The following is a 23,000-nucleotide window of genomic DNA, read 5'->3' on the forward strand; positions in this document are numbered from 1 at the left end:
TTGTCAACAAAAATAGGCACTTTCATGCCTATAAAAATTTTTCCTGATTTAAATTAATCTTATCTTCTTCCAAAGCCTTAATATAACAAGATCTGCAAAGGGGCTCATATTCTTCTTCTGCTCCTAAAACAAGTCTTGACTGTCCCTTAACTTTTCTATGACTTACCCAAGCATCAGAGCCGCATTTTTTGCATACTGCATGATGTTTATTTACATAGTCAGCAAGGGGCATAAGTTCTTTGACAAGTTCAAAGGGTTTTGCCAAATAATCCATATCAAGGCCTGCAATTACTATTGTAATTCCAAGGCTTAAAATTTTCCCTAAATTTTTTATAAGTTCTTCTGGTCTATCTTTTAAAAACTGAATTTCATCGACTCCAATAACTTGGGGATTATTTTCTATAACATAGTCATATATCTCCTCTGAATCATTAACAAGAATTGCAGTATATTTATTAAGATCATGACTAACAATTTCAGTTTTTGAATACCTAGAATCTATTTTGGGTTTAAAGGCAATTGTCTTATAATTTGCAATGGCAAATCTTTTTAAATCTCTTTCAAGGGAACTTGTCTTTCCTGAAAACATTGATCCCGTGTGGAGAATCATTCTGCCCTTATATTGATGCATAATTCCTCCAATTAATATTCTATAACTTCTGCCTTAATTATTGTAGCATCTTCAAGGGGCTTATCCATAAAATCTGTTGGAAGTGAAGCAATTTCATCTACAACATTCATACCTTCAAAGACTTGTCCAAAAACTGTATGTTTGCCATCAAGCCAAAAAGTTCCGCCATTTTCTTCATAAGCCTTTATTACATCTTCGGGAAAGCCCTTAGCTTCTCCTGCTGCTTTCATTTGATTAATTATATCTTCCTCAACAGCTGGTGCTTGAACTATAAAAAATTGCGAACCATTTGTATTCGGGCCAGCATTTGCCATAGAAAGAGCTCCCCTTATATTTCTATGATTGAGATCAAATTCATCCTCAAAGGATTTGCCCCAAAGACTTTCTCCTCCACGACCTGTTGCACTTGGATCTCCACCTTGAATCATAAAGGCATTAATTACCCTATGAAAAACAGTATTATCATAATAGTTTTTATTTATAAGTCCTATAAAATTTTCTACTGCCTTTGGTGCAACTTCAGGAAATAATCTAATTTTTATTTCACCGTGATTTGTTGTAAGCACAGCAACTTTTTCGCCCTTTTGAGGCTTTTGTAATTGTTCTAACATAATTTCTCCTTATTCTCTTGAAACATATTTATTCATATTTATTTTAAAACCTTTTGTAACATTACGCAAATAAAAATAAATTATTGTAAGGCTAATGCCTTTTAAAACTGATGATAGACTCATTGAAGCCCAAATTCCATTTACTCCAATAAAAGGCATCATTAAAAGGGCAAAAGGAATACGTGCTAAATTTAAAATTATAGCATTTATGGCAGGATAGTTTGTAAGGCCAAGACCATTCATCATTCCTGTCGTTCCAATTTCCACCGGCATAAAATATTGCGAAATTGCAAGGATTCTTAAATAAGTTACACCTTCATTTATAACTTTTATATCATTTGGTATAAATAATTTGAAAAGGGGCCTTGGAAAAATAAATAAAAGTAGGCAAGAAAAAATTCCTACAAAATTTATTATTTTAAGTCCTGCACTTCTTCCCTCCTTTAGTCTTTCATAATTTTTTGCACCATAATTTTGTCCAAAAAAAGTAGCAAAGGCAACAGAAAATCCATCACTTGTCATCCAAGAAATAGATTCTATTTGAGAGCCAATTGAATATACTGCAATAGAACTTGCTCCATAGGCTGCAATATATTTTGTCAAAACAATTCCGCAAAGAGCCTGAACTGAAGACTGAAGACATGGCGGAAGACCAAGCTTTAATTGATCTATAAAATATTTAAATTTAGGAAATATAAAATAATTAACTTTTGTAAAAATTTCTCTTGACCTTATGCCTGAAAAAATATAAAGAAAGGTCGCCAAAGCTTGTGCTAAAACTGTGGCAAGGGCTGCTCCTCCAATTCCCATTATTGGAAAAGGACCTAAACCAAAAATCATTAATGGGTCAAAGATAATATTAAATACAAGGGCAATTATGGAAATCATAAAGGGTGTTAGAGAATTTCCCCTAGATAAAAAAACTGCTGATAGAGCAGGATTTAAGAATGTAAAAATAAGACCAATAGAAACTATTGTAAAATAAATTATGGCGAGGGAAAAAACTCCTTCTTCCAATTTATAAAAACCTAAAATTTGTTTTTTGAAAATTAAATAAATGCCAGTTAAAAGTAGACAAAAAAATAAATTAACCCAAAAACCAGCAACCATTATATCTCCAGCTTCTTTCTTATTGTTTCTGCCATAGGCCTGAGAAAGACCAACTGAAAGTCCAGTGTGAGCAATAAGAGTAATTGCTTGGGCAATCCATATTAAAAATGAACAAGAGCCCACTGCGGCTACTGCCTCCGTTGAAAGTCTTCCCAGCCACATTAAGTCCACTAAAGAATAGCACATTTGAACAAAAGCAGTTGCCATTAGAGGCACTGATAAAGCAAGTATTGAATTTAAAATATTTCCTTCAAGTAAGTTTAAATTTCTTTTCATATTCCTCCCAAGGCATAGGCACCCATAATTCCAAGATAATGAGAAAATGATGCAGCCAAGACAAATATATGCCAAATGAAATGGTTGTAAGGGATTTTCTTGTCAATGTAGAATATTGATCCAATAGAATAAAGAATACCTCCAACAAATAGTAGAACTACAAAATTTATTGACGTTGTCAGCAAAATTTGTTTAATTAAAAGAAGGCTAACCCATCCTAAAAATAAATAAATAAAAGTTGACAGCTTTGCAAATTTAGAAAACTTACCCTTTATAAATAATTTATAAATTATTCCCGCTAGAGATAGACCCCAAATTACGAAGATTAAGATAATCCTTTCCCTACCCCTAAAGGAATTTAAAATAATTGGAGTATATGTTCCGGCAATAAGTAGGTAAATACTAAGATGATCTAAAATTCTAAGGACATTTTTTGCTCTCATGAAAGGAATTGAATGATAAAGTGCTGAGCAAAGGTACAAAATTATAAGGGAAGCTCCATAAATAGAAAATCCTGTTATTTGAAGGGTACTTTTATTTTTCGCTCCAAAAATTACTAAAAATATAAGACCCACTATACCAAGGGCAAAACCAATCCAATGACTGATAGCATTAAAAATTTCTTCTTTAAAATTATAAGATCCATAATTTACCATTTAATCACCTAACAATCTCCTTGATCTGTAATTATTATTGGACCATCTTTCGTTATGGCCAGTTGATGCTCATATTGGGCTGAAAGGGACCCATCTTTAGTTTTCGCCGTCCAGCCATTTTTATCTATATAAATTTCCTTTTTTCCTTGATTAATCATGGGTTCAATAGTAAAAACCATTCCTTCTCTAATTCTTAATCCATGGCCAGGTTTTCCATAGTGAAGAACTTGCGGATCCTCGTGCATTTCTCTGCCGATACCATGACCAACAAATTCTCTAACAACTGAATAACCATTTTTTTCAGCATGCTCTTGAATAGCATAGCCAATATCACCAAGCCTATTTCCAATTTGAGCAAGTTCAATTCCTTTATACATACATTCTTTTGTAACTTGTAATAATCTTTTAGCCTCGTCAGAAACTTCTCCAACTTCATAAGACCAGCCTGAATCTGCAAGCCATCCCTTGTAATTTACTACAAGGTCAACATTTAAAATATCTCCTTCTTTTAAAACTCTTTCAGAAGGAAAACCGTGGCATACCTCGTCATTAACGGAAGTGCATACGCTATAGGGATAACCTTCATACCCTTTTTCTTCTGCTGTTGCCCCTCGTGAAATTAAATAGTCGTCAACAAATTTATCAATTTCTATTGTCTTTACGCCAGGTTTTATAAAATCTCTTAATTTATGATGAACATCTGCAAGAATTTTTCCTGCCAAAACCATCTTTTCAATTTCTTCTTTTGTCTTTATTATTACCATAATTTCACCTCAAATCAGTCTTTAATAAATTTTATTAAATCTTTTAAATCGTCGTCCTTTTTTACCCAAGTGAGGGCCTCAGGATCTATATTAATAGTATCTTTAAGCTCTAAGAGAGCCTGGGAAATTTCATCTAAATTTTTATAGGTGCAGGCTAAATTGTAATGAAGATTTACTGAGTCCGGATAGGTCCTTAAGCCTTCCTTTAAAATTTTCTCTGCCTTTTTAAAGTTTCCTTCTTCAATATAAATGGCAGACATATTTAAGTATAAATTAGGATTTAAAAATTCACTTTGGGCCTTTTCATAATATTTTAAAGCCTCCCTATTATTTCCTAATTTCTTATTTATAACTCCCATATTGAAAAGTGCATCCCCAAAATTGGGATTTATTTCTAAAGCCTTTTTAGCATAGATTAAAGCCTTTTGGTTTTGATCCATTGACTCGTATATTGCAGCAATAATATTATGGCTTGTGTAGTCATAAGGATCTAATTCAACGCATTTTTTTAAGGCCTCAATTGCCTTCTCACCCTCACCTATTTTGTCATATAGGCTGGACAGATAGTAATAGGCCCTATCGTAGGAAGGATCAAGCTTTATGGCCTCATGATAATGCCTTATGGAAAAATCAAAATCGCCTTTCAAAAAGTCATTTGAAATGCTAAGCCCATAATGGGCCCCAGGCTGATTTTCATCAAGACTTAAAATTTGCCTATAATTATCAAGGGCAGATTCATAATTTTTTAAAATTATATTAAGGTCTGCCATTTCATATAAAGCATCAATTTTTTCCTTATCATTATTTGCAAATTTCAGGGCCTTTTCAAAACTTTCAAGGGAAGACTTATATTCTTCCTTATATAAAAATTCATTAGCTATAATTATATAGTTATTATATTTATTTCCCATGAAATCTATTTTAATATATTCACAGTCAAAAGACCATAAGGAAGATTAATTTCTAAAGCCTTATAAAAATTTGCCTTTTCAATATCCCTTAAGATAATTTCTTCACTTTCAATTCTTAAATTTTCATCTCCATAGGTCATTGTCATAGAATAGTTGAATTTCAGCCTTAAATCTTCTTTAATCAGTTCCTCGAATTTAGATAAAACTTTTTTAAGAGAGTGGGCCTTTGAAATTTCGTACAAAATTCCCCTTTCATCTACTGATAATAAATAATAATTATCCTTAAAAATAGGTTTTTTATATTTAATATTTCCTAGAATATTTTTATCCTTAAGGGATTCTAAATTATTTAGTAGGCAGTAAAATTTTAAATCCCTTCTCTTATCAGCTAATATATTATAGACCTCTCTTGGTCTAAAACCTATTTTCTCAAGGGTAGAGCCATATTTAGCTAAAAGATAAGGTCCTGAGCCTAAGGATTTACTTTCAAGAAAGTAAACATTCTTTCCAAAGGGCCTTGCAGATCTGAAAATATACTCCCTTCCACTAAGAGCCTTAGACGAAGATATTATAAAAATATTTTCAGTATCAATTTTATTATAAAACTCTTCTACTAAGTCAATGGGAGATTTTTCAGAATTTAAAAATTCAAAGCTTTCAATGTTATCCTCACCCAGATTTGGAGGGCCTTCAACAATATAAAATATCTTATTCATAATCATCATTTTTTATTATAAAACCATTGGAGCTCACAACTTTTTTAACCATAAGTTTTGAAACAAGGGCAAGAGCAGCAAGGTTTGTAATAATATTTATCTTGTCAATATTTTTTATAGTAAGGTCAAAAGTCTTGTCAGTTTTTAAATTATTGACAAAAATCAACCTCACAGCTTCTTCAATTTGACCGCAAAAGAGATTATAGGCTTTTTCAACTCCACCTGAATTTTGGATTTGCAGTCTCATTCCATCTTTAACATCTGAAATTTCCATAATTTGTTTTAAAAGAGTTATAACTATAAGTTTTGCCAAAGCTTCCCTAGTATATTTTTTATTTTCTGGCTTAGGGATAACTTTATTTTTTACATAGTTATTTAGCATGGATTTTGTTAAAAACTCTTCATCAAAAATACTAAGAAAAAAAAGTTCCTTCTTAACAATTTCTATAATTTGCGTTGCATATAAATCAAAATCTGGCAGTTCGTACCACCTTGCAATGTGCAAATTTTCTAAAGATTTTGAATACTTTACTACATCAGAATTTATCATATCATCACCTAGTTTCTAATACTAAATAAAGTATAAAACATGTCATTGCATAAAGCAAGCTCTTTTATTTAAATATTTATTTTGATAAAATAAGCTTGGTGAGAATATGAGAAGATTTTTATCTTTTAATGATTTTTTTAAAATTTATTTGTCAGGAAAAAGTGTTAAGCTTTCCCTTGACGGTGGATTTACCTGTCCCAATCGTGACGGCAACTTGTCTTTTGAAGGCTGTCTTTTTTGCTCTGACTTTGGCAGTGGCGATTTTACATCTTCTAAGAAACTTTCTCTTGAAGACCAAATTAAAGATCAAAAAATAAAATTGTCTAAAAAAATGGAAAGCCCAAAATTACATAGCTTATTTTCAAAATTTTTCCAACACCTATGGAGATTTTTTCCACCTTAAAAATTTATACTCCTATGTAATAAATAGGGATGATATTAAGGCTCTTTCAATTGCAACAAGATGCGACTGCCTTGATGATCAAAAAATTGAATTATTAAAAGAATTATCTAAGGAAAAATTATTGTGGCTTGAAATTGGTCTTCAAACTACAAAGGATGAAAGCTTAAAATTAATAAATAGAGGTTATAGCCATAATAAATTTAATGAAGTTATAGAAAAGCTGGATAAAAATAAAATAAAATATGTCCTTCATCTTATTTATGGTCTTCCAGGAGAGGATAAAAAAGATTTTACTAATACTTTTACATATGCCAATTCTTTGAAACCCTTTGGGATAAAATTTCATAATTTATATATACAAAAAAATTCTCCCATTTATGCCTATTATTTAGAAAATCCCTTTAATCTTCTTTCGATGAATGAATATATTGACCTTGTTATTGAAAGCCTTATAACTTTAAATGACTACACAGTTGTCCATAGGATTACAGGAGACCCAGACATAAAAACTCTTTATAGGCCAAGATGGTGTGGCGACAAATTAAAGGTTGTTTCTACTATAGATAAAATATTAAAAGAAAAAAATATCCCCATCCTAAAGGACGAGGATATTAATAAGGCTGTTTCTTATTGGAAAAATTATTAATTATCTCTTATTTGAATGTCTCCAAATATTTAATTTTTCAGCTTCTTTAATTAGGTCATCTCTAAATTCCGGAGCAGCTAAGTTAATAATTCCTTCTGCTCTTTCCCAAGTTGAACGACCCTTGCAATTAAATTTTCCATATTCAGTAACTAAATAATGAGTACATGGGCGTGGAATTGTAATAGCTGTTCCATAATCAAATTGAGGAACTATTCTTGATTCATTTTTATTAGTCTTTTTATTGGCAAATTGTGATGACAAGCAGATAAATGCCTTGCCTCCCTTTGATAAATATGCTCCAAGAGTGAAGTCAAATTGTCCGCCTGCGCCTGATATATGTTTTAAACCAGATGATTCAGAAGATACTTGGCCGTAGAGGTCAATATTTACTGCATTGTTAATGGAAATGAAATTGTCAATTTGTGCACAAGTTGCAGCTGAATTTGTATAATCAACTGGAGCTGCCATGGCTTCACTATTGTTGTCCAAGAAGTCATAAAGTTTTTTTGAACCAGCAGCAAAAGCATAAACTTGTCTAAATCTATCTATGTTTTTCTTTGCTCCAGTAACTTTTCCTTTTAAAGTCATATCTACAAATCCGTCAACATACATTTCTGTATGAACACCTAAATCCTTTAAATCTGATTCTGCAATAAGTGATCCTACTGCATTTGGCATTCCACCAATACCAAGTTGTAATGTTGCACCGTTTGGAATTTCTTCTACAATTAAATTGGCAACTTTTCTATCAACATCAGTAAAAGCTCCTTCAGGGATTTCTACTAGTGGCGGATTTCCGCTTTCAATAATATAGTCAACGTCATTTACAGAAATTTCATGTTCCATTCCACCTTGACAATAAGGTACATTTTCATTAACTTCAATTATAACTTTTTTTGCCTTTTCAATTACTGCCATTTGGTGAGAGGCACTTATTCCAAAATTAAAATATCCATGCTTATTCATTGGTGTAGCAACAACAACTGCAATATCAATATCAATATTTTCTCTAATCCATCTTGGAACTTCTGAATATCTTAGGGGAACATAAAATCCACCTTCACCTGCATTAATTCTTTTTCTGTCAGGACCACCTGAGTGGTAAGAGTTCCAAATTATTTTTTTGCCATCTAGATCTGCATCAAAAATTGCAGGCTTCCAAAGAATAACCCCGCAACTAACCTGTATTTCATTTAATCTGTCAAGGTCTTTTGCTAAGGCCTTATCAAATGTTTGGCACATGCCAGCTGCCCAGCCGTAATCAATTTTCATCCCGTCTTTAACAAGTCCTGCGGCCTGCTTGGGACTTATTAATTTCTCATTAAAAATTTTCTTATAATCCATATTTCCTCCTTAATTAAAACATATATCTATGGAATCTATTTAAATTCTAATTTCTTAGATTTTTCAATAAAGTCAAAAAATTCATCTTCCGTTTTTTTCATGGCTTCCCTTGAAAGGTCTACGGGAATTTTCTTTCCATGCTTTAGGGAATAAATATAAGCTCCCTTAACTTCTTTTTTATAATTATGACCAAAAATTTTAGAATAAAGTCTAAGCTGAGGACTATAATATTTTAAAAGTTCCTCTTCATTTAGATCCGATGTTTTTAAATCCACAATATAAATACCCTTATTATAAATTATTTGGTCAATAAATCCTCTTACAATATTGCCCCTAAAGTCATAAAAATATTCAAGTTCTTTGAACAAAATATCTTTATCCTTAAGCTTCAAATAATTATTTGCAAGGTCCTTAATTTCTTTAAATTTTTCTTGGTTTATATCCTCCCTAAAAAATTTAAAGAGAGATTTAAGGTGAGAGTCAATATTTTCTCCTTCCCTATAGGTCTTGGCAAATAGGTGAATAATATTACCCCTATTTTTTGCATCTACAAAAAATGTTTTGCCAGCAAGAACTTTTACTTCCTTGTCAAAGAAAAATTTATCAAAATAGGCCTTAGGATCCAATTTATAATTTAAGAAATCTGTAACTGAATAATTTTGCCTATACTTATATAAAAATTCTATATCATTATCTAAAAATAATCTAGCCTTTTTATCTAAAGCTTTAAATTCTTCTTCATTTTGAATTTCAAGTATACTTAAGTTATCATAAGATTCTAAGAGGCTGATATAAGAATTAGAACCATCTTTTGGTTTTTTTACAAGTATTAGCCTATCCCTTGCCCTAGTCATGGCAACATATAAAATCCTTTTTTCCTCTTCCAGCCCCTCATTTTTATACTTATCTTCAACTAAAAAATATTTTCCTGATGACCTATCCGAATTTATAGCAAGGCCATATTCCCTATCAAAATTAACTTTCCAAGAGGAAGATAAATTTAAACTTTTTGACATATTGTAAATTACTACATTATTAAATTCGAGACCCTTTGATGAATGAATTGTCAAGAGATTAAGACCCTTTGAAAGATCTTCTGTTTCTTTAATATCAAGATACTTAGAAAAAAGTCCTAGGTTTTTGTATCCAAGATCTGTAAATTCTACAGCTAAATTATAAAATTCATAGAGATAGTCCATATCATTTCTGTCAATTGTAAAATTTGCAAGATCCCCTATAATATTTTTTATTAAATCATCAAGGGCTAAAGAATTTTTAATATTTGCATATTTCTTATAAAAATCTATGGCTTTTTTATATTTATAGTCAATTTCCAAGTCAAGAGCTTTTGAAATATCTCTTACTCCCCTTAAAAGAACTTTCACAAGATAATCAAAGGAAAGATTTACAAAGGGTGATGAAATATAAGTTGAAAAAGCCTTAAAGTCATTATTATTATAAATTAGTTCAATAAAATTTAAGGAAAACTTAATAATTTCAAGGTTCTTTAATTTTATTGTCCCTTTATTTACAGGTATATTTTCATCTTTAAGGATTTCTTCAAGGCTATTTATTTCATTATTTGTTCTTGCAAGGATAGCTATATCTTTCATTTCAGATGTCTTTAAAAGGCTTTTTATCAGTTTAATAAAAGACCTATCATCTTCTTCTATAAAATATTCAGCACCCCTCGTTTTATCTCTTGCACCTTCAAGGCCTTGATAATTATCAAATTTATTTTGAAAAAGTAAATTTATATCTTCTATAATTTTTGCATCCGTCCTATAATTAATATCCATATTTAGACTAATGCCCTCTTCTTCAAAGGTCTTTGTCATTTCATAATAGGAATAGATGTCACTTCCCCTAAAAGAATAAATTGATTGCTTGGGATCACCAACAATAAATAAATTTGCTCCTTCAAAGGATTTAATAATCTCATTTTGAACCATATTTGTATCCTGAAATTCATCGACAAGAATATAGTCATAAGAAGATTTTAATTTATTTTTAATTTCAGGAAGACTAACAAGTTCTTGGGCATAAAATAAAAGGTCGTTATAATCTAAAAGTTTATTATCCCTTTTCATTTTCTCATAAGATTTTTTTAAGGTCCATAAAATTTCAAATATAAGTTTATAGTAGGGATGATTTTTCTTATCAAGACTAAGGGAAAGAGAACTTATAATTTCTCTTACTTTTGTGATTTTTGGATTTTCCTTTTTTATACTTGAAAATAAATCCCTTACTAAATTTAAATCTTCCTCCGAAAAAATATCTTTTGCAAAAATACTATCAAAATCTTCTTCCATAAAATTTCTTAATTTTTTAAAAGACTTATTTGACGATAGGTCAATTAGTAAATCTCTTAGGTCCTCAAATTTATAAGCACTTGAATAGTTTTTAAAAGTAAGATTTTCTAAATCATCAATTCCTATGCCATTATCAATAATTTTATTATAAAGACCAGCTATTATATTTTTAAAAATCTTTTTATTTATATCAAAATCAAGAATAAAATTAAAATATAAGTCATCTTTCCTCTTGTCCAAAATTTCATTAAGGGCAAGGTCAAATAAATTGGCACAAGTCCACTCGCTGTCAACAATGGACTGAGGATTGATATTAACATATCTTGAATAAGAAGAAATTAAATCCCTGCAAAAGGAATGAATAGTCATAATATTTAAATTTTCAAGAAAAGATGAATAAGGAAGATTTGCAAGATCCTCACAAATTCTGTTATTCATTTCATTAGCAGCCTTTTCTGTAAAAGTTATGGCTAAAATATTGTCACATCTGCCCCCTTGAGCCTTAACAATATTTATAAATCTTTCCTTTAAAACTCTAGTCTTACCAGTGCCAGCTCCTGCCACCAGGGAAATATTATCCTTTAAATTTGTAGAAGCAAGTTTTTGGGTTTCATTTAATTTCAGCATATAAATTCCTCTTTTTATTCTTTATCTGATTACTAGTATATAATAAAATGTGAAAATTTAAAATAAGGCAAAAAACAAAGCCCTATAAAAAGGCTTTGCTAAAAATTATTTTACTTTTTCAATATTTATTTTAATGTCGTGGCCATTTAAATTAGATTCTTCCCCGTCATTATCTTTAATTCCAATATTTTGTGCAAGGGTTTCTGTTTTAATAAATTCTTCTTCAGCTTTTAATGCATTTGTAACTTCTTCATCTGACTTGTAGAAAATATTAATATTATCTAAAACGTCAAGGTCAAGTTTTTTTCTAAATTGCTGAATTCTAGAAATAAATTCTCTAACATAACCTTCATTAATAAGGCCTTCGTTAAGTTCAGTATCTAAAATTACAAAGATGTTATTTTCCATTTTAACGTCAAATCCCTCCTTGGATTTAATGTTTACTAAAATATAATCTTTTGTAATTTCTGCAATTTCCCCATTTAATTTTAAGCTAACTGGTCCTTGTTCTAATTTTTCTATAAAATCCTTAGGATTTACCTCATTTAAATATTTTGAAAATTCTTTAATCTTTGGTCCTAAAATTTTTCCAACTTCTCTAAAGTTTGGTTTTAATTCATAGTTCATAAATTGAGATAGGTCATTTTCAAAATCCACTTCTTTTACATTTAATTCTTCCATAATAAGTTCAGTTAAATCGCTAATAATGTCTTTATATTTTCCGTCAATTATTACTTTTGAAAGTGGTTGACGTACTTTAATTTTTGCATCTTCTCTTGAAGCTCTTCCAAGAGCAACTAAATCTCTTACAAGGTCCATTTTTTCTTCAATTTGAGGATTTATTAGTTCTTCATTAGCGAGTGGATATTCTGCAAGGTGAACTGACTCTTCATCTGTTAAGGACTTAAACAATTCCTCTGAAATAAAGGGTACAATCGGTGCAATTATTTTGCAAATTCCAACTAAAACTTCATAAGTTGTGGCATATACTGCAAATTTTGAATCATCCTTATCTGTCTTCCAAAATCTTCTTCTGTTTCTTCTAATATACCAATTGGAAAGATCTTCAATTACAAAATCCTGAATTTCTCTTACAACTTTTGTAAGTTCAAATTTATCCATATCTTCTTTTACATTTTTTAAAAGTTTATTGTATTTTGAAAGAAGCCACTTGTCTATTTCATCTCTAACTTCATATGAGACATTAAATTCTCTTGGATCTATATTATCAGTATTGGCATAAAGACTAAAGAAATTATAGGTATTTCTTAAAGATCTGAAGAATTTTGATTCAACTTCTTTAAGGCCGTCTTCATCAAATTTTGTTGGAGTCCATGGTGGTGAAACATAAATTAAATACCACCTTACAACATCTGCCCCATATTTATCGAAAAGTTCAAAGGGAGCAACGGTATTTCCCTTGGACTTAGACATTTTTTTGCCAAATTTATCTAGGATTAAATCATTTACAAGTACATTTTTATAAGGGCTTTTTCCTGTTAGATATGTTGAAATTGCAATTAAAGAATAGAACCATCCTCTTGTTTGGTCAATCCCTTCGCAGATAAAATCAGCTGGGAAAAGATCCTTAAAATCTTCTTTATGCTCAAAGGGATAGTGCCATTGAGCGAAAGGCATAGAACCAGAATCAAACCAGACGTCAATTACATCCTTTTCACGGTTCATTTCTTTTCCGCAATCAGGACATTTTAAATGAACATTATCAACATAGGGTCTGTGAAGTTCTAAATCTTCATTAATATCTTCTATTGCTCTTTCCTTTAAATCTTTTCTTGATCCAACTGATTCAACATGACCACATTCACATTTCCAAAGAGGAAGAGGAGTTCCCCAATATCTGGAACGGGAAATTGCCCAATCATTTAGATTCTCAAGCCAGTTCCCAAATCTCTTTTCTCCTACAAAGTCTGGGAACCAATTTACTCCCTTGTTATTTTCAACCATCTTATCCTTAAATTTTGTAACTTCAATATACCAAGATGGGTGTGCATAATAAATTAATGGAGTATGACATCTCCAACAGTGAGGATAATTGTGTTTAATTTTACCCTTGGCGAATAAAATATCATTTTCAAGTAAATATTTAATAACTTCCGGGTCGCTATCAATTACAAAATTTCCCTTCCAAGGAGTTTCTGTAAATTTCCCTTCTTCATCAACAGGATTTACAACAGGAAGATTATACCTTCTTCCGGTTTGATAATCATCTTCACCAAAGGCTGGTGCAGAATGGACAATACCGGTTCCGTCTTCAGTTGTTACATAATCTGCAAGAGTGATGAAAAAGGCCTTTTTATTTACTTTTATAAAAGGAAGAAGCTGTTCATATTCAATATATTCAAGATCCTTTCCCTTCATTTTTTCTACAATTTCATAGTCCCTATCTTGTAAAACTTTTTCAAGTAAATTTTCAGCTAAATAATAAAATTCGTCTTCCATTTTTACCTTAACATAATCTACATCCGGATGCACTGTTAAGGAAACATTTGAAGGTAGGGTCCATGGAGTTGTTGTCCATGCAAGAAAGTATTCATTGTCCCCATCTTTTCTCTTGAATTTTACTGTAACTGCTGTTGTAGTAATTTCTTCATATCCTTGAGCAACTTCGTGAGATGCAAGACCGGTTCCGCATCTTGCACAGTAGGGAAGAATTTTATGACCCTCATAGATTAGGCCATCTTTAAACATCTTATCTAAAATATTCCAAACACTTTCAATATAATTATTGTCAAGAGTTATATATGGATTGTCTAAATCAATTAAATATCCCATTCTTTTTGTAAGAGTTCTCCATTCTTTTTCATATTCAAATACAGACTCTTTACATTTTTCATTAAATTTTTCAATACCATATTTTTCAATATCCTGTTTGTTATGAAGGTCTAATTTTTTTTCAACTTCAATTTCAACTGGCAGTCCATGAGTATCCCAACCTGCTTTTCTCTTAACTTTATAGCCTAGCATGGTATGGTATCTGCAAGTTAAATCCTTTAAAGTTCTTGCCATAACATGATGGATTCCTGGTTTGCCATTTGCTGTTGGTGGACCCTCATAAAAAATGTAAGATTCCCCGCCTTCTTTTGCGTCTACACACTTGTGAAGAAGATCAATTTCCTCCCAATATTTTGAAATATTGCCTTCTCTTTGACAAGCCGATTCTTTGGATAAATTTTTAAATTTACTCATCTAAATCTCCTCTCTATATATACAAATTAACTATTTTTTCCTAATAAAAAAATCCCCTCTTTAAAGAAGGGACGAACATGCCGCGGTACCACCCTATTTATTTAGGTAAATCTCTCAAAATATATATAGCTATTAACCATAAACTCCAAGCTGATCCGTATAAAAAAGATCAAAACTTTTCACCAACCAGTTCTTCTCTTGTGAGAGCTTTTTTATACCATTCTCTTCAAAGTTTTATATAAAATTATCTATTGTTTCACTTTCAAACATATTAATTATACTGCTTTGAATTTTATTTAACTTAACATGAAATTTGCAGTGTTTCATTCCGTCCTTAGTGTGTTTTGAGCAATAGGGTCCATTTTCTAAACATTTATTTATAATTATCGGACCGTCAACTGCAACTATTATATCATATAGAGTAATTTCTTCCTTAGGTTTTTTTAAAGAATAACCACCCTTAACACCCCTTAAAGCATAAGTAATACCAGCTAAATTTAATTTTCTGAGTATTCTAAGAGTGAATCTTTCACTTACACCTTCTTCTTTAGCTATTATTGGTGCTCCTATAATTTCAAATTCATGCTTAGCTAAGAAACTAACTATTCTAAAGGCGTAATCCGTTTCTTGCGTAATTCTCATTAATCTCTCCTAATTCTATTATAATTTCAAAATTATGTCAATAAATTTCATCCTGCAATCTTCTTATCTTTACTATTTGACTTTCTTCATTTAAGTCTACGTCATCATAAGTTATAAGGCTTCCCTTTTTTATATCTCTTTTTGCAAGAGCACCTTCTGTCAATATCCCAATTGGTAAAAGTATATCTCTTTTTTGAATTTCAGCTTTTTCCAAAGATCCAAAAACTGTATAACCACCAATTCCGTCAAATTTTTCTCCTCTTTTAATATCTTTTTTTGCTACGGTTACAGATTCTGCATAGGGTTTATCCTTAGGTGCAATTGTAGAATCCCCAAGAATTACAGCCCTCATAATTGATTTTGGAGTTTCAAGACTTGTTAAATGGTAGGGCCTATAAATTGCAAAATTTTCTCCATCTCCCATGGAAAGATATTTCATTTCATCAGTGATGAAGGTAGATTTTGTCTTAACTATGGCAAAAACTCCAGGTGCAATTCCCTTGACAAAGTCAACTATCCCATAGGAATTTAAAAGTCCTCCATCTTCTTTTAATTTTATATCATCAGTAAGTTTTTTAGGACTTGATGTAAAGAAATGGCAACCTCTCACATCTGGTGCAAAACCAACTGCATTGCATACTGCATTCAGTTCAAGCATAGTGTTTGTTCCGTCCACAAAAGATGTTAGCATTCTTTTATTTATGCCCCTCCTCTTTGCATCATCTGCTAGGTCATCTTGATTTGCAAAATTATCAAGTTTATTATTTTTCCCCTTACCTAAAACTAAAACATCAAAACCACAAGACTTACAAAAATCATATAAATCAATAATTGCTCCAGGTTCATCGCCAGCTGTTCCTGAATAAACAACACCAGCATCTTTTGCCAAATCCTTAAGATAAGGACCGACTGTTGAATCCATTTCTACATTTAAGGATACTATATGAACTTTATTTTTAATGGCATTAAGGGAAATAATTGTACCTGTATTTGTATCTCCTGTTGCATCCACAACAACATCTGTAAGAGTTGAGGCAAGATTTATATCAAGGCTTCCAACATACTTATTATTTTTTAAGGCTATTCTAGCCTTGTCAATGTCATCTGTAATTATATATTCATTTTCAGAAATTCCCGCAACGCCAAAAGCTTCAGTCAAAGATTCTCTTCTTCTTGCTGCAATTAAGGCTGGACCAAAACCATCTAAAATTCTTAAAGTAGTAAGTAAAGACTTGCCCATAATTCCAAGACCGACAATTCCGACCTTAATAGGATCTCTATCTTTAATTTTATTTAATAAATAAAACATATATCCTCCAGTAAATCATTTTGTGTTATAAAAATTTATTCCTAAATTATAAGCAGATGCAAAGGCAAAATGAAGATTATAGCCTCCGCAGTCTCCATCAATGTCAAGGACCTCCCCAATTATATAAAGACCCTTTTGGATTTTTGATTCAAATGTAATATTTGAAACTTCATCTGTCGTAACTCCTCCACCTGTCACCTGAGAATTTTTAAAACCAGTTGTGCTAATTGCAGCAAATTCTGATTCAAAAAGCATATTAATTATAGGCCTGTAATACTTTTCTAAATTTCCTACAGGTTCATTCCTATCAATTTCTAATATTCCCAAAATGTAATGAATAAATTTTTTATCCACTAGACCAACTAATAAATCTTCAATAGAATAATCTCCATGCATATAGAAAAAACTATAAATTTCATCTCTATTAAAATTTTCGGAGTGATTTATTAAGGGCATCTTTAGATTAATGTCATTATATAAGCTTAGATATTTAGATAGGTCAAGGATTGGAGGTCCGCTAATTCCATATTCAGTAAAAAGCAAATCCCCATATCTCTTGTCAATTAATTTTTGACCGGCATATATTTTAACTTCGCCAACAACTTTTGTTCCACTTAGGTGTTTTAGGTATGAGCTTTTTAATTTAATTTGTGTGAGTGCAGGATATATTTTAGTAATAGTATGGCCTAAATTTTCTAATAGTTTATAAGACCTTCCATCAGAACCAGACCCAGGCATAGATGATCCCCCACAGGCAAAAATAAGCTTATCACAACTAAAAACTTTATCCTTAGTAAATAATTTAAATTTATTCCCTTGCCTTTTAATATTTATAACTTCGCTATCAGTTTCAATTTCCACTTTTTTTCTCTTAAGCTGGGCCATTAAAACTGCAAGGACAGAATTTGCCTTTAAAGTTACGGGATATAGTCTATTATTTTCATAGGTTGAATTTAAACCAATTAACTTGAAAAAATTTATTAAGTCTTCATTTGAAAAGTTTTCCAGTGAATTTCTAACAAAATCAGGATTGTTGTAATTACTTGGACTAAGATTCATGTTAGAATAATTACATCTTCCATTTCCTGTGGCAAGTAATTTTTTTCCAATTCTAGGATTTTTTTCTAAAATAAGAACCCTGTTATTATTTTTTTTTAAATTAATAGCAGCAAAAATTCCGCTGGCTCCACCGCCAATTATTATAATATCCATATTCACTCCCCTAATATTATAAGCTTTTAGCTTTTAAATTTCAATAATTCACTAAATAAAGTTCATGATGTGGGTATAAATTAAAATGCTTTTTGTATTAATTCAAAATATGTTAATATAATTATATAATAATTTAGGATAGGAGTAAAAATGACTAAAATTTTTCTTGGAACAACAAATAAAGTTGCAAATGCAAATGATGTAAATGAAGTTATTGAAGAAGTAACAAAACCTAGCTTTTGGCAATCCATTGACTGGTCAAATATTTTTAAAAAATTTCTTTTAGCCCTTGCCATTTACATTGTTGGAGTCTATATTTTAAAAATTATTACAAATGTTATAAAAAAAATTATGGACAGGCGAAATATTAATAGGTCCTTTACTTATTTTTTAGTTAAAAGTATTTCCTTTGTCTATCTTTTTATCTTAATTATTATAATTGCAGGAAATCTAGGCCTTAACACCTCGTCACTTATTACCCTTGTTGGTTCTTTTGGTATAGCTATTGCCTTAGCCTTAAAAGAATCTTTACAAGACCTGGCAAGCGGCATTATGATAGTTTCCATAAATCCTTTAAGGGTTGGTGATTATGTATATATTGATGACAAAGATGAGCTTTTAAAAGTTCATTCAGTTAAGCTTTTTAATACAGTTTTTTTAAACTCATCAAACTATATGATTTCCTACCCTAATTCCTTGATAATGAAAAATAAGATTACAAACCTTTCAATAATGGATTCTATTTCATGTAGTATTAATTTTAAAGTCCCTCTTAATTATGACCAAGATTTTATAAAGTCCCTTGGCAAGAAAGTTTTAGATAATGAAAAAAATATAATTCATGAAAAAGGATATTATTTAAGGCTTATAGAAATTACAGACTATTCCTTAAAATTTGCCATGGGAGGCCAAGTTAAGGCTTCTGATTATATTGTAACTAGGGCAAATTTAATTGAAAATATGAAAAAAGAACTTGATAAAAATAAAATTAAAGTGCCTAGAAGAAGACTTGTGATTTTAAATAGCGATGATAAACAATAAGAAAAAGGACAGCTAACTGTCCTTAATTTGTATCTAAATTTTCAAGTTTTTTAACTTGGTCTTGAGCCGTTAAAGCATCTATTAAATCGTCAAGCTCACCATCATTTATGGCTTCAATTTGATGGGTGGTATAATTAATTCTATGGTCAGTTACTCTTCCTTGAGGATAATTATAGGTCCTAATTCTTTCAGACCTATCTCCAGTTCCCACTTGCGAAAGTCTTTCCTTAGAATTTTTTTCATTTTGTTCCTGAAGCTTAAGGTCGTATAATTTTGCCCTTAAAAGTTTCATAGCTTTTTCCTTGTTCATAAGCTGAGATTTTTCATCTTGACAAGAAATTACAATCCCCGTTGGAAGATGGGTTAGTCTTACAGCAGAATCAGTTGTATTTACACATTGACCTCCATTTCCCGATGCCCTAAAAACATCAAATTTTATATCCTGAGGATCAATTTCCACTTCCACATCTTCAACTTCAGGAAGAACTGCTACTGTTGCCGTTGACGTATGAATTCTGCCTCCACTTTCAGTTTCGGGAACCCTTTGAACTCTGTGGACCCCAGATTCATATTTTAATCTTGAATAGGCTCCCTTACCATAAATCATAAAGACAACTTCCTTATAACCACCAATTCCTATTTCATTTCTTGAAACTGTGTCGACTTTCCAGCCGCTTCTTTCGGCATATCTAACATATTGCCTATATAAAACTCCGGCGAAAAGTGCTGCTTCATCTCCTCCTGCTCCTGCTCTAATTTCAACAACTACATTTTTATTGTCATTGGGATCTTTTGGGATAAGGAGAATTTTTAAGTCCTCTTCAATTTGATTAAGGCTTTTTTCGTTATTAGATATATCTTCTTTAACAAGTTCTTTCATATCATCATCTAATTTGTCCTTGAGCAATTCCTTAGAATCATCTAAATTTTTCTTAACTTCCTTATATTCCCTATATTTATTTACAATAGGCATAAGTTCAGCATGCTCAATGGCTGTTTTTTGATAAAGATTAGAATCATTTATAATATTTACATCCATTAAATTTTTTTCTAGTTCTAAATATTTGTCTTCAAAAACAGATAATTTTTCGTACACTTTAACACCTTCTTTTAGCTATTACTATTCTATCAAAGCCTTGTAAATCCTTTTTAAAGGCTAGGTAAAACTCATCTTTCATTAGTTTTTCTAAATCTTCTTTTTGGTCAAAGGAAATTTCAAATACTAAATATCCAAAGGGATTTAAAAAGTCGCTAGAATTTTTGATGATTTCCCTGTAATAATAAAGACCGTCTTCTCCTCCGTCTAGGGCATTTCTCGGTTCATATTCCCTAACTTCAACCTGAAGCTTTTCTATATCTTTTGTTTTAATGTAGGGGGGATTTGAATAGATTATGTCAAACTTTTCCTTGACCTTAGAAAATAAGTTACTCTTATAAATTTTAAGGTCTGTTCCAAATTTTCTGGCATTTTCTTCAGTATTCTTTAGGGCCAAATCATTAATATCAATAGCATGAACTTCTATATTAGTTAGCTTATTTACCATAATACCCACAATTCCGCTTCCGCATCCAAGATCAAGCATAGAATTTATAGCATTTCCATTAATAATTTTTAATAAATATTCGAGGGAAAGCTCTGTATCTTGCCTAGGAATTAAAACTCCTGGATATACTTTAAATTCATAGCCCATAAAATTTGCCTTTCCCATTATGTATTGAAGGGGCTCTCCCTTCCTTCTTCTCTCTAAAATATCAAAAAAACTATCTTCTATTTCCTTAGTAAGTTCTTCTTCCCTATAAATTTCTAAAAATGAATAGTCCTTATTTAAAAGTTCAAGTAAAATCATTGTAGACTCCCTTGATGGGTCAGTATATTCTCTTCCCTTTAAATAGACCTTACCCATTTCTAAAGCTTCTTTTATCTTCATAATTTTTTAATTAAAAAAGGCTAGCGCCTGCTAACCTTTTATTTTTCTCTCTTATATCTCTTGTTGAATTTTTCAATTCTTCCGCCAGTATCAGTAAATTTTTGTTTTCCTGTAAAGAACGGATGACATTCTGAACAAACTTCAACTTTAAGATCTTCTTTTACTGAACCGGTTTTAAAAGTATTTCCGCAAGCACAAGTTACTGTTGCTTCTTTATATTCCGGATGTATTCCCTTTTTCATTCTCAAGCCCCCTATCTCATCTAATTTTTTATTATATCATAAAAATAGATATTTCCAAATGAATTACTTAAGTATTATACAACTTTTTTACTTATTTTACAAGTCTTAATAAGAAAAAGTCATGTTTTTTGATTTTTTTAAAAATATTTGGTTGTTTTTGCTATTTACAAGTTCATCTAATAAAAATTCAGTTACTTCTCCTGAAGAATTATAGGCCATAGCATTTCTAATTTTATAGGCAAAATTTAATTCTTCATCCTTAAGCAAAAATTCTTCTTTTCTTGTACCTGATTTATAAATATCAATAGCCGGGAAAATTCTCTTTTCTGAAAGTTTTCTGTCTAAATGTAACTCCATGTTTCCCGTTCCTTTAAATTCTTCAAAAATTATGTCATCCATACGAGAGCCAGTTTCTATTAAAGCCGTTGCTAAAATTGTAAGGCTTCCACCTTCTTCCAAGTTTCTGGCAGATCCAAAAATTCTCTTTGGCTTGTGAAGGGAAAGAGGATCAAGTCCGCCTGAAAGAGTTTTGCCAGATGATGGAGTAATTAAATTATAGGCCCTAGAAAGTCTTGTTAAGGAGTCTAGTAAAATTACGACATCTTCTTTTTGTTCAGCAATTCTTTTTGCCCTATCAATTACCATTTCTGCAACCCTTGTGTGATTTTTTGGAGTTTCATCAAAAGTTGAATAGGCAACCTCTCCCTTAACAGACCTAATCATATCTGTAACTTCTTCTGGCCTTTCATCAATTAATAATACAAATAATTTTATCTTGGGGTAATTTTTTTCAATTGACTTTGCAATTTTCTTTAAAAGAGAAGTCTTTCCTGATTTTGGTTGAGAAACTATTAGACCCCTTTGCCCCTTTCCAATTGGGCAAATTAAATCAATAACTCTCATTGCCAAATCCTCATCAGAATTTTCTAGGGTTATCTTTTGTCTTGGATATAGGGGAGTTAAATTTTCAAAATAAGGTCTTTTAACTGAAAGGCTTGGCGACCTATCATTTACTTCCGCTATATAAATAAGTCCGTTAAAAGATTCTCCATCCTTTGATGGTCTAACAATTCCTTTAACCTTATCCCCGTTTCTTAGCTTGAATTTTCTTATTTGTGATGGAGAAACATAGATATCTCCGTCCGATGGCAGATAATTATTAAATCTCAAAAAACCATAGCCATCTTGGTGAAGTTCTAAAATTCCGCAGACATATTCCGCATTATCCATTTGCCCCAGTGCTACTGTTGCATTATCAGATATTCCTTCAATTTCAATGCCAAATTTTTTTGCCTTAGCCTTTTCTTTTTTATCTATTTCATCATCTGCTACAAAAGAATGTTCTTCTTTCTTTTCCTCTTCATAAAAATCACTTTCTAGCTCTTCATCAAGGTCATCATTTTTATAAAAGTCTTCATCTTCAGAAATTTCTTTTGTTTCCTCAATTAATTTTATAAGCTCATCTTTTTTATAGGAATAGGCCTTTTCAATATTAAGTTCTTCTGCAATTTGCCTTAAATCCACTACAGTTTTTTTATTTAAATCATATTCTTCATCAGTGGTAGATTCATTCTTTCCCTTTAAAATTTCATCAATAAGAAAATCTTTTTTAAATTTATAGGCAGACTTTATGCCAAGTTCACCTGCCAAATTTCTAAGGTCTTTAATATTTAATTTTTTTAAGTCTTCAGGATTATAAATATCTTTTTCTGGTAACTTTCCATAAACTATAAAATTATAATAGTCATCTCTAGTAAAAGAATTATCTTCTTTAATTCCCATGGACCTGGCCATATTTTTTAAATCTTCCAGAGATTTATTTTTTAAAATCCTTGAATTATCTTTCTCATTTGCCATAAATT

The 23,000-nt window shown here is 30.9% G+C and carries 21 protein-coding genes; 3 read left to right on the forward strand and 18 right to left on the reverse strand.

All coding sequences use genetic code 11. The features are described from left to right. Nucleotides 1–28: 28 nt before the first annotated feature. Genes BQ4446_RS06295 through BQ4446_RS06330 form a run of 8 tightly spaced genes read right to left on the reverse strand, consistent with a single transcriptional unit; the run spans nucleotide 29 to nucleotide 6,225 of the window. Nucleotides 29–631: a thymidine kinase gene (locus BQ4446_RS06295; protein ID WP_071027629.1), complete on the reverse strand. Its 603-nt coding sequence runs from the start codon at nucleotides 629–631 to the stop codon at nucleotides 29–31. An 11-nt stretch (nucleotides 632–642) separates the two neighbouring features. Further along, entirely contained in the window at nucleotides 643–1,242 is a 600-nt protein-coding gene (locus BQ4446_RS06300; RefSeq protein WP_071027630.1) for a peptidylprolyl isomerase, read from the reverse strand. A gap of 9 nt (nucleotides 1,243–1,251) precedes the next feature. Next, nucleotides 1,252–2,628 (reverse strand): MATE family efflux transporter, encoded by a 1,377-nt coding sequence (locus BQ4446_RS06305; protein ID WP_071027632.1) that lies wholly within the window; start codon nucleotides 2,626–2,628, stop codon nucleotides 1,252–1,254. Then, nucleotides 2,625–3,284 carry a PAQR family membrane homeostasis protein TrhA gene (gene trhA, locus BQ4446_RS06310; RefSeq protein ID WP_071027634.1) on the reverse strand — a complete coding sequence of 220 codons (660 nt, stop codon included), beginning with the start codon at nucleotides 3,282–3,284 and terminating at the stop codon, nucleotides 2,625–2,627. Before trhA ends, BQ4446_RS06305 begins: the two co-directional genes overlap by 4 nt. Before the next feature lie 8 nt (nucleotides 3,285–3,292). Then, nucleotides 3,293–4,048, reverse strand: coding sequence for a type I methionyl aminopeptidase (gene map / locus BQ4446_RS06315; protein ID WP_071027636.1), 756 nt, complete (start codon nucleotides 4,046–4,048; stop codon nucleotides 3,293–3,295). A 14-nt stretch (nucleotides 4,049–4,062) separates the two neighbouring features. After that, complete coding sequence (locus BQ4446_RS06320; RefSeq protein WP_071027637.1) at nucleotides 4,063–4,959, reverse strand: tetratricopeptide repeat protein; 897 nt, start codon at nucleotides 4,957–4,959, stop codon at nucleotides 4,063–4,065. A 5-nt stretch (nucleotides 4,960–4,964) separates the two neighbouring features. Beyond that, nucleotides 4,965–5,675, reverse strand: coding sequence for a DegV family protein (locus BQ4446_RS06325; RefSeq protein WP_071027639.1), 711 nt, complete (start codon nucleotides 5,673–5,675; stop codon nucleotides 4,965–4,967). Next, on the reverse strand, nucleotides 5,668–6,225 hold the full coding sequence (locus BQ4446_RS06330; RefSeq protein WP_071027641.1) for a DUF1836 domain-containing protein: 558 nt from the start codon (nucleotides 6,223–6,225) through the stop codon (nucleotides 5,668–5,670). Before BQ4446_RS06330 ends, BQ4446_RS06325 begins: the two co-directional genes overlap by 8 nt. 106 nt (nucleotides 6,226–6,331) lie before the next feature. Between BQ4446_RS06330 and BQ4446_RS08660 the strand changes: the two genes are divergently transcribed. Continuing rightward, nucleotides 6,332–6,628: a TIGR01212 family radical SAM protein gene (locus BQ4446_RS08660; RefSeq protein ID WP_245149684.1), complete on the forward strand. Its 297-nt coding sequence runs from the start codon at nucleotides 6,332–6,334 to the stop codon at nucleotides 6,626–6,628. Further along, a complete protein-coding gene (gene mnmL / locus BQ4446_RS06335; protein ID WP_245149708.1) occupies nucleotides 6,576–7,274 on the forward strand; it encodes a tRNA modification radical SAM protein MnmL/YtqA in 699 nt (232 codons plus the stop codon). The genes BQ4446_RS08660 and mnmL overlap by 53 nt, the downstream gene beginning before the upstream one ends. Here mnmL and BQ4446_RS06340 read toward each other — a convergent pair whose 3' ends face one another. The 6 genes from BQ4446_RS06340 to BQ4446_RS06365 form a co-directional block, all read right to left on the reverse strand. Beyond that, nucleotides 7,275–8,618, reverse strand: a complete 1,344-nt coding sequence (locus BQ4446_RS06340; protein WP_071027643.1) for an acetyl-CoA hydrolase/transferase C-terminal domain-containing protein — start codon at nucleotides 8,616–8,618, stop codon at nucleotides 7,275–7,277. It lies immediately after the preceding gene. Between the two features lie 35 nt (nucleotides 8,619–8,653). After that, on the reverse strand, nucleotides 8,654–11,557 hold the full coding sequence (locus BQ4446_RS06345) for a UvrD-helicase domain-containing protein (protein ID WP_083329051.1): 2,904 nt from the start codon (nucleotides 11,555–11,557) through the stop codon (nucleotides 8,654–8,656). Nucleotides 11,558–11,662: 105 nt separating this feature from the next. Then, nucleotides 11,663–14,764 carry an isoleucine--tRNA ligase gene (gene ileS / locus BQ4446_RS06350; protein WP_071027645.1) on the reverse strand — a complete coding sequence of 1,034 codons (3,102 nt, stop codon included), beginning with the start codon at nucleotides 14,762–14,764 and terminating at the stop codon, nucleotides 11,663–11,665. 234 nt (nucleotides 14,765–14,998) lie between these two features. After that, nucleotides 14,999–15,406 (reverse strand): RrF2 family transcriptional regulator, encoded by a 408-nt coding sequence (locus BQ4446_RS06355; protein ID WP_071027646.1) that lies wholly within the window; start codon nucleotides 15,404–15,406, stop codon nucleotides 14,999–15,001. A gap of 37 nt (nucleotides 15,407–15,443) precedes the next feature. After that, nucleotides 15,444–16,715 (reverse strand): NAD(P)H-dependent oxidoreductase, encoded by a 1,272-nt coding sequence (locus BQ4446_RS06360; RefSeq protein ID WP_071027649.1) that lies wholly within the window; start codon nucleotides 16,713–16,715, stop codon nucleotides 15,444–15,446. Between the two features lie 15 nt (nucleotides 16,716–16,730). Continuing rightward, the gene (locus tag BQ4446_RS06365) at nucleotides 16,731–17,927 is read right to left on the reverse strand and encodes an aminoacetone oxidase family FAD-binding enzyme (protein ID WP_071027651.1); all 1,197 of its coding nucleotides are present in this window, start codon (nucleotides 17,925–17,927) and stop codon (nucleotides 16,731–16,733) included. A gap of 150 nt (nucleotides 17,928–18,077) precedes the next feature. Here BQ4446_RS06365 and BQ4446_RS06370 point away from each other — a divergent pair, with 150 nt between their 5' ends. Next, complete coding sequence (locus BQ4446_RS06370; RefSeq protein WP_071027656.1) at nucleotides 18,078–18,968, forward strand: mechanosensitive ion channel family protein; 891 nt, start codon at nucleotides 18,078–18,080, stop codon at nucleotides 18,966–18,968. A 22-nt stretch (nucleotides 18,969–18,990) separates the two neighbouring features. Here BQ4446_RS06370 and prfA read toward each other — a convergent pair whose 3' ends face one another. From prfA to rho, 4 genes are all read right to left on the reverse strand, one after another. Further along, nucleotides 18,991–20,064, reverse strand: coding sequence for a peptide chain release factor 1 (prfA, locus tag BQ4446_RS06375; RefSeq protein ID WP_071027658.1), 1,074 nt, complete (start codon nucleotides 20,062–20,064; stop codon nucleotides 18,991–18,993). A 1-nt stretch (nucleotide 20,065) separates the two neighbouring features. Continuing rightward, complete coding sequence (gene prmC, locus BQ4446_RS06380) at nucleotides 20,066–20,896, reverse strand: peptide chain release factor N(5)-glutamine methyltransferase (protein ID WP_071027660.1); 831 nt, start codon at nucleotides 20,894–20,896, stop codon at nucleotides 20,066–20,068. 38 nt (nucleotides 20,897–20,934) lie between these two features. Beyond that, nucleotides 20,935–21,138: a 50S ribosomal protein L31 gene (gene rpmE, locus BQ4446_RS06385; protein WP_071027662.1), complete on the reverse strand. Its 204-nt coding sequence runs from the start codon at nucleotides 21,136–21,138 to the stop codon at nucleotides 20,935–20,937. 105 nt (nucleotides 21,139–21,243) lie between these two features. After that, nucleotides 21,244–22,995, reverse strand: coding sequence for a transcription termination factor Rho (gene rho, locus BQ4446_RS06390; protein ID WP_071027665.1), 1,752 nt, complete (start codon nucleotides 22,993–22,995; stop codon nucleotides 21,244–21,246). Between the last annotated feature and the right edge of the window lie 5 nt (nucleotides 22,996–23,000).

Origin of the sequence: Peptoniphilus raoultii, from assembly GCF_900099555.1 — a bacterium.
GTDB lineage: Bacteria > Bacillota > Clostridia > Tissierellales > Peptoniphilaceae > Peptoniphilus_A > Peptoniphilus_A raoultii.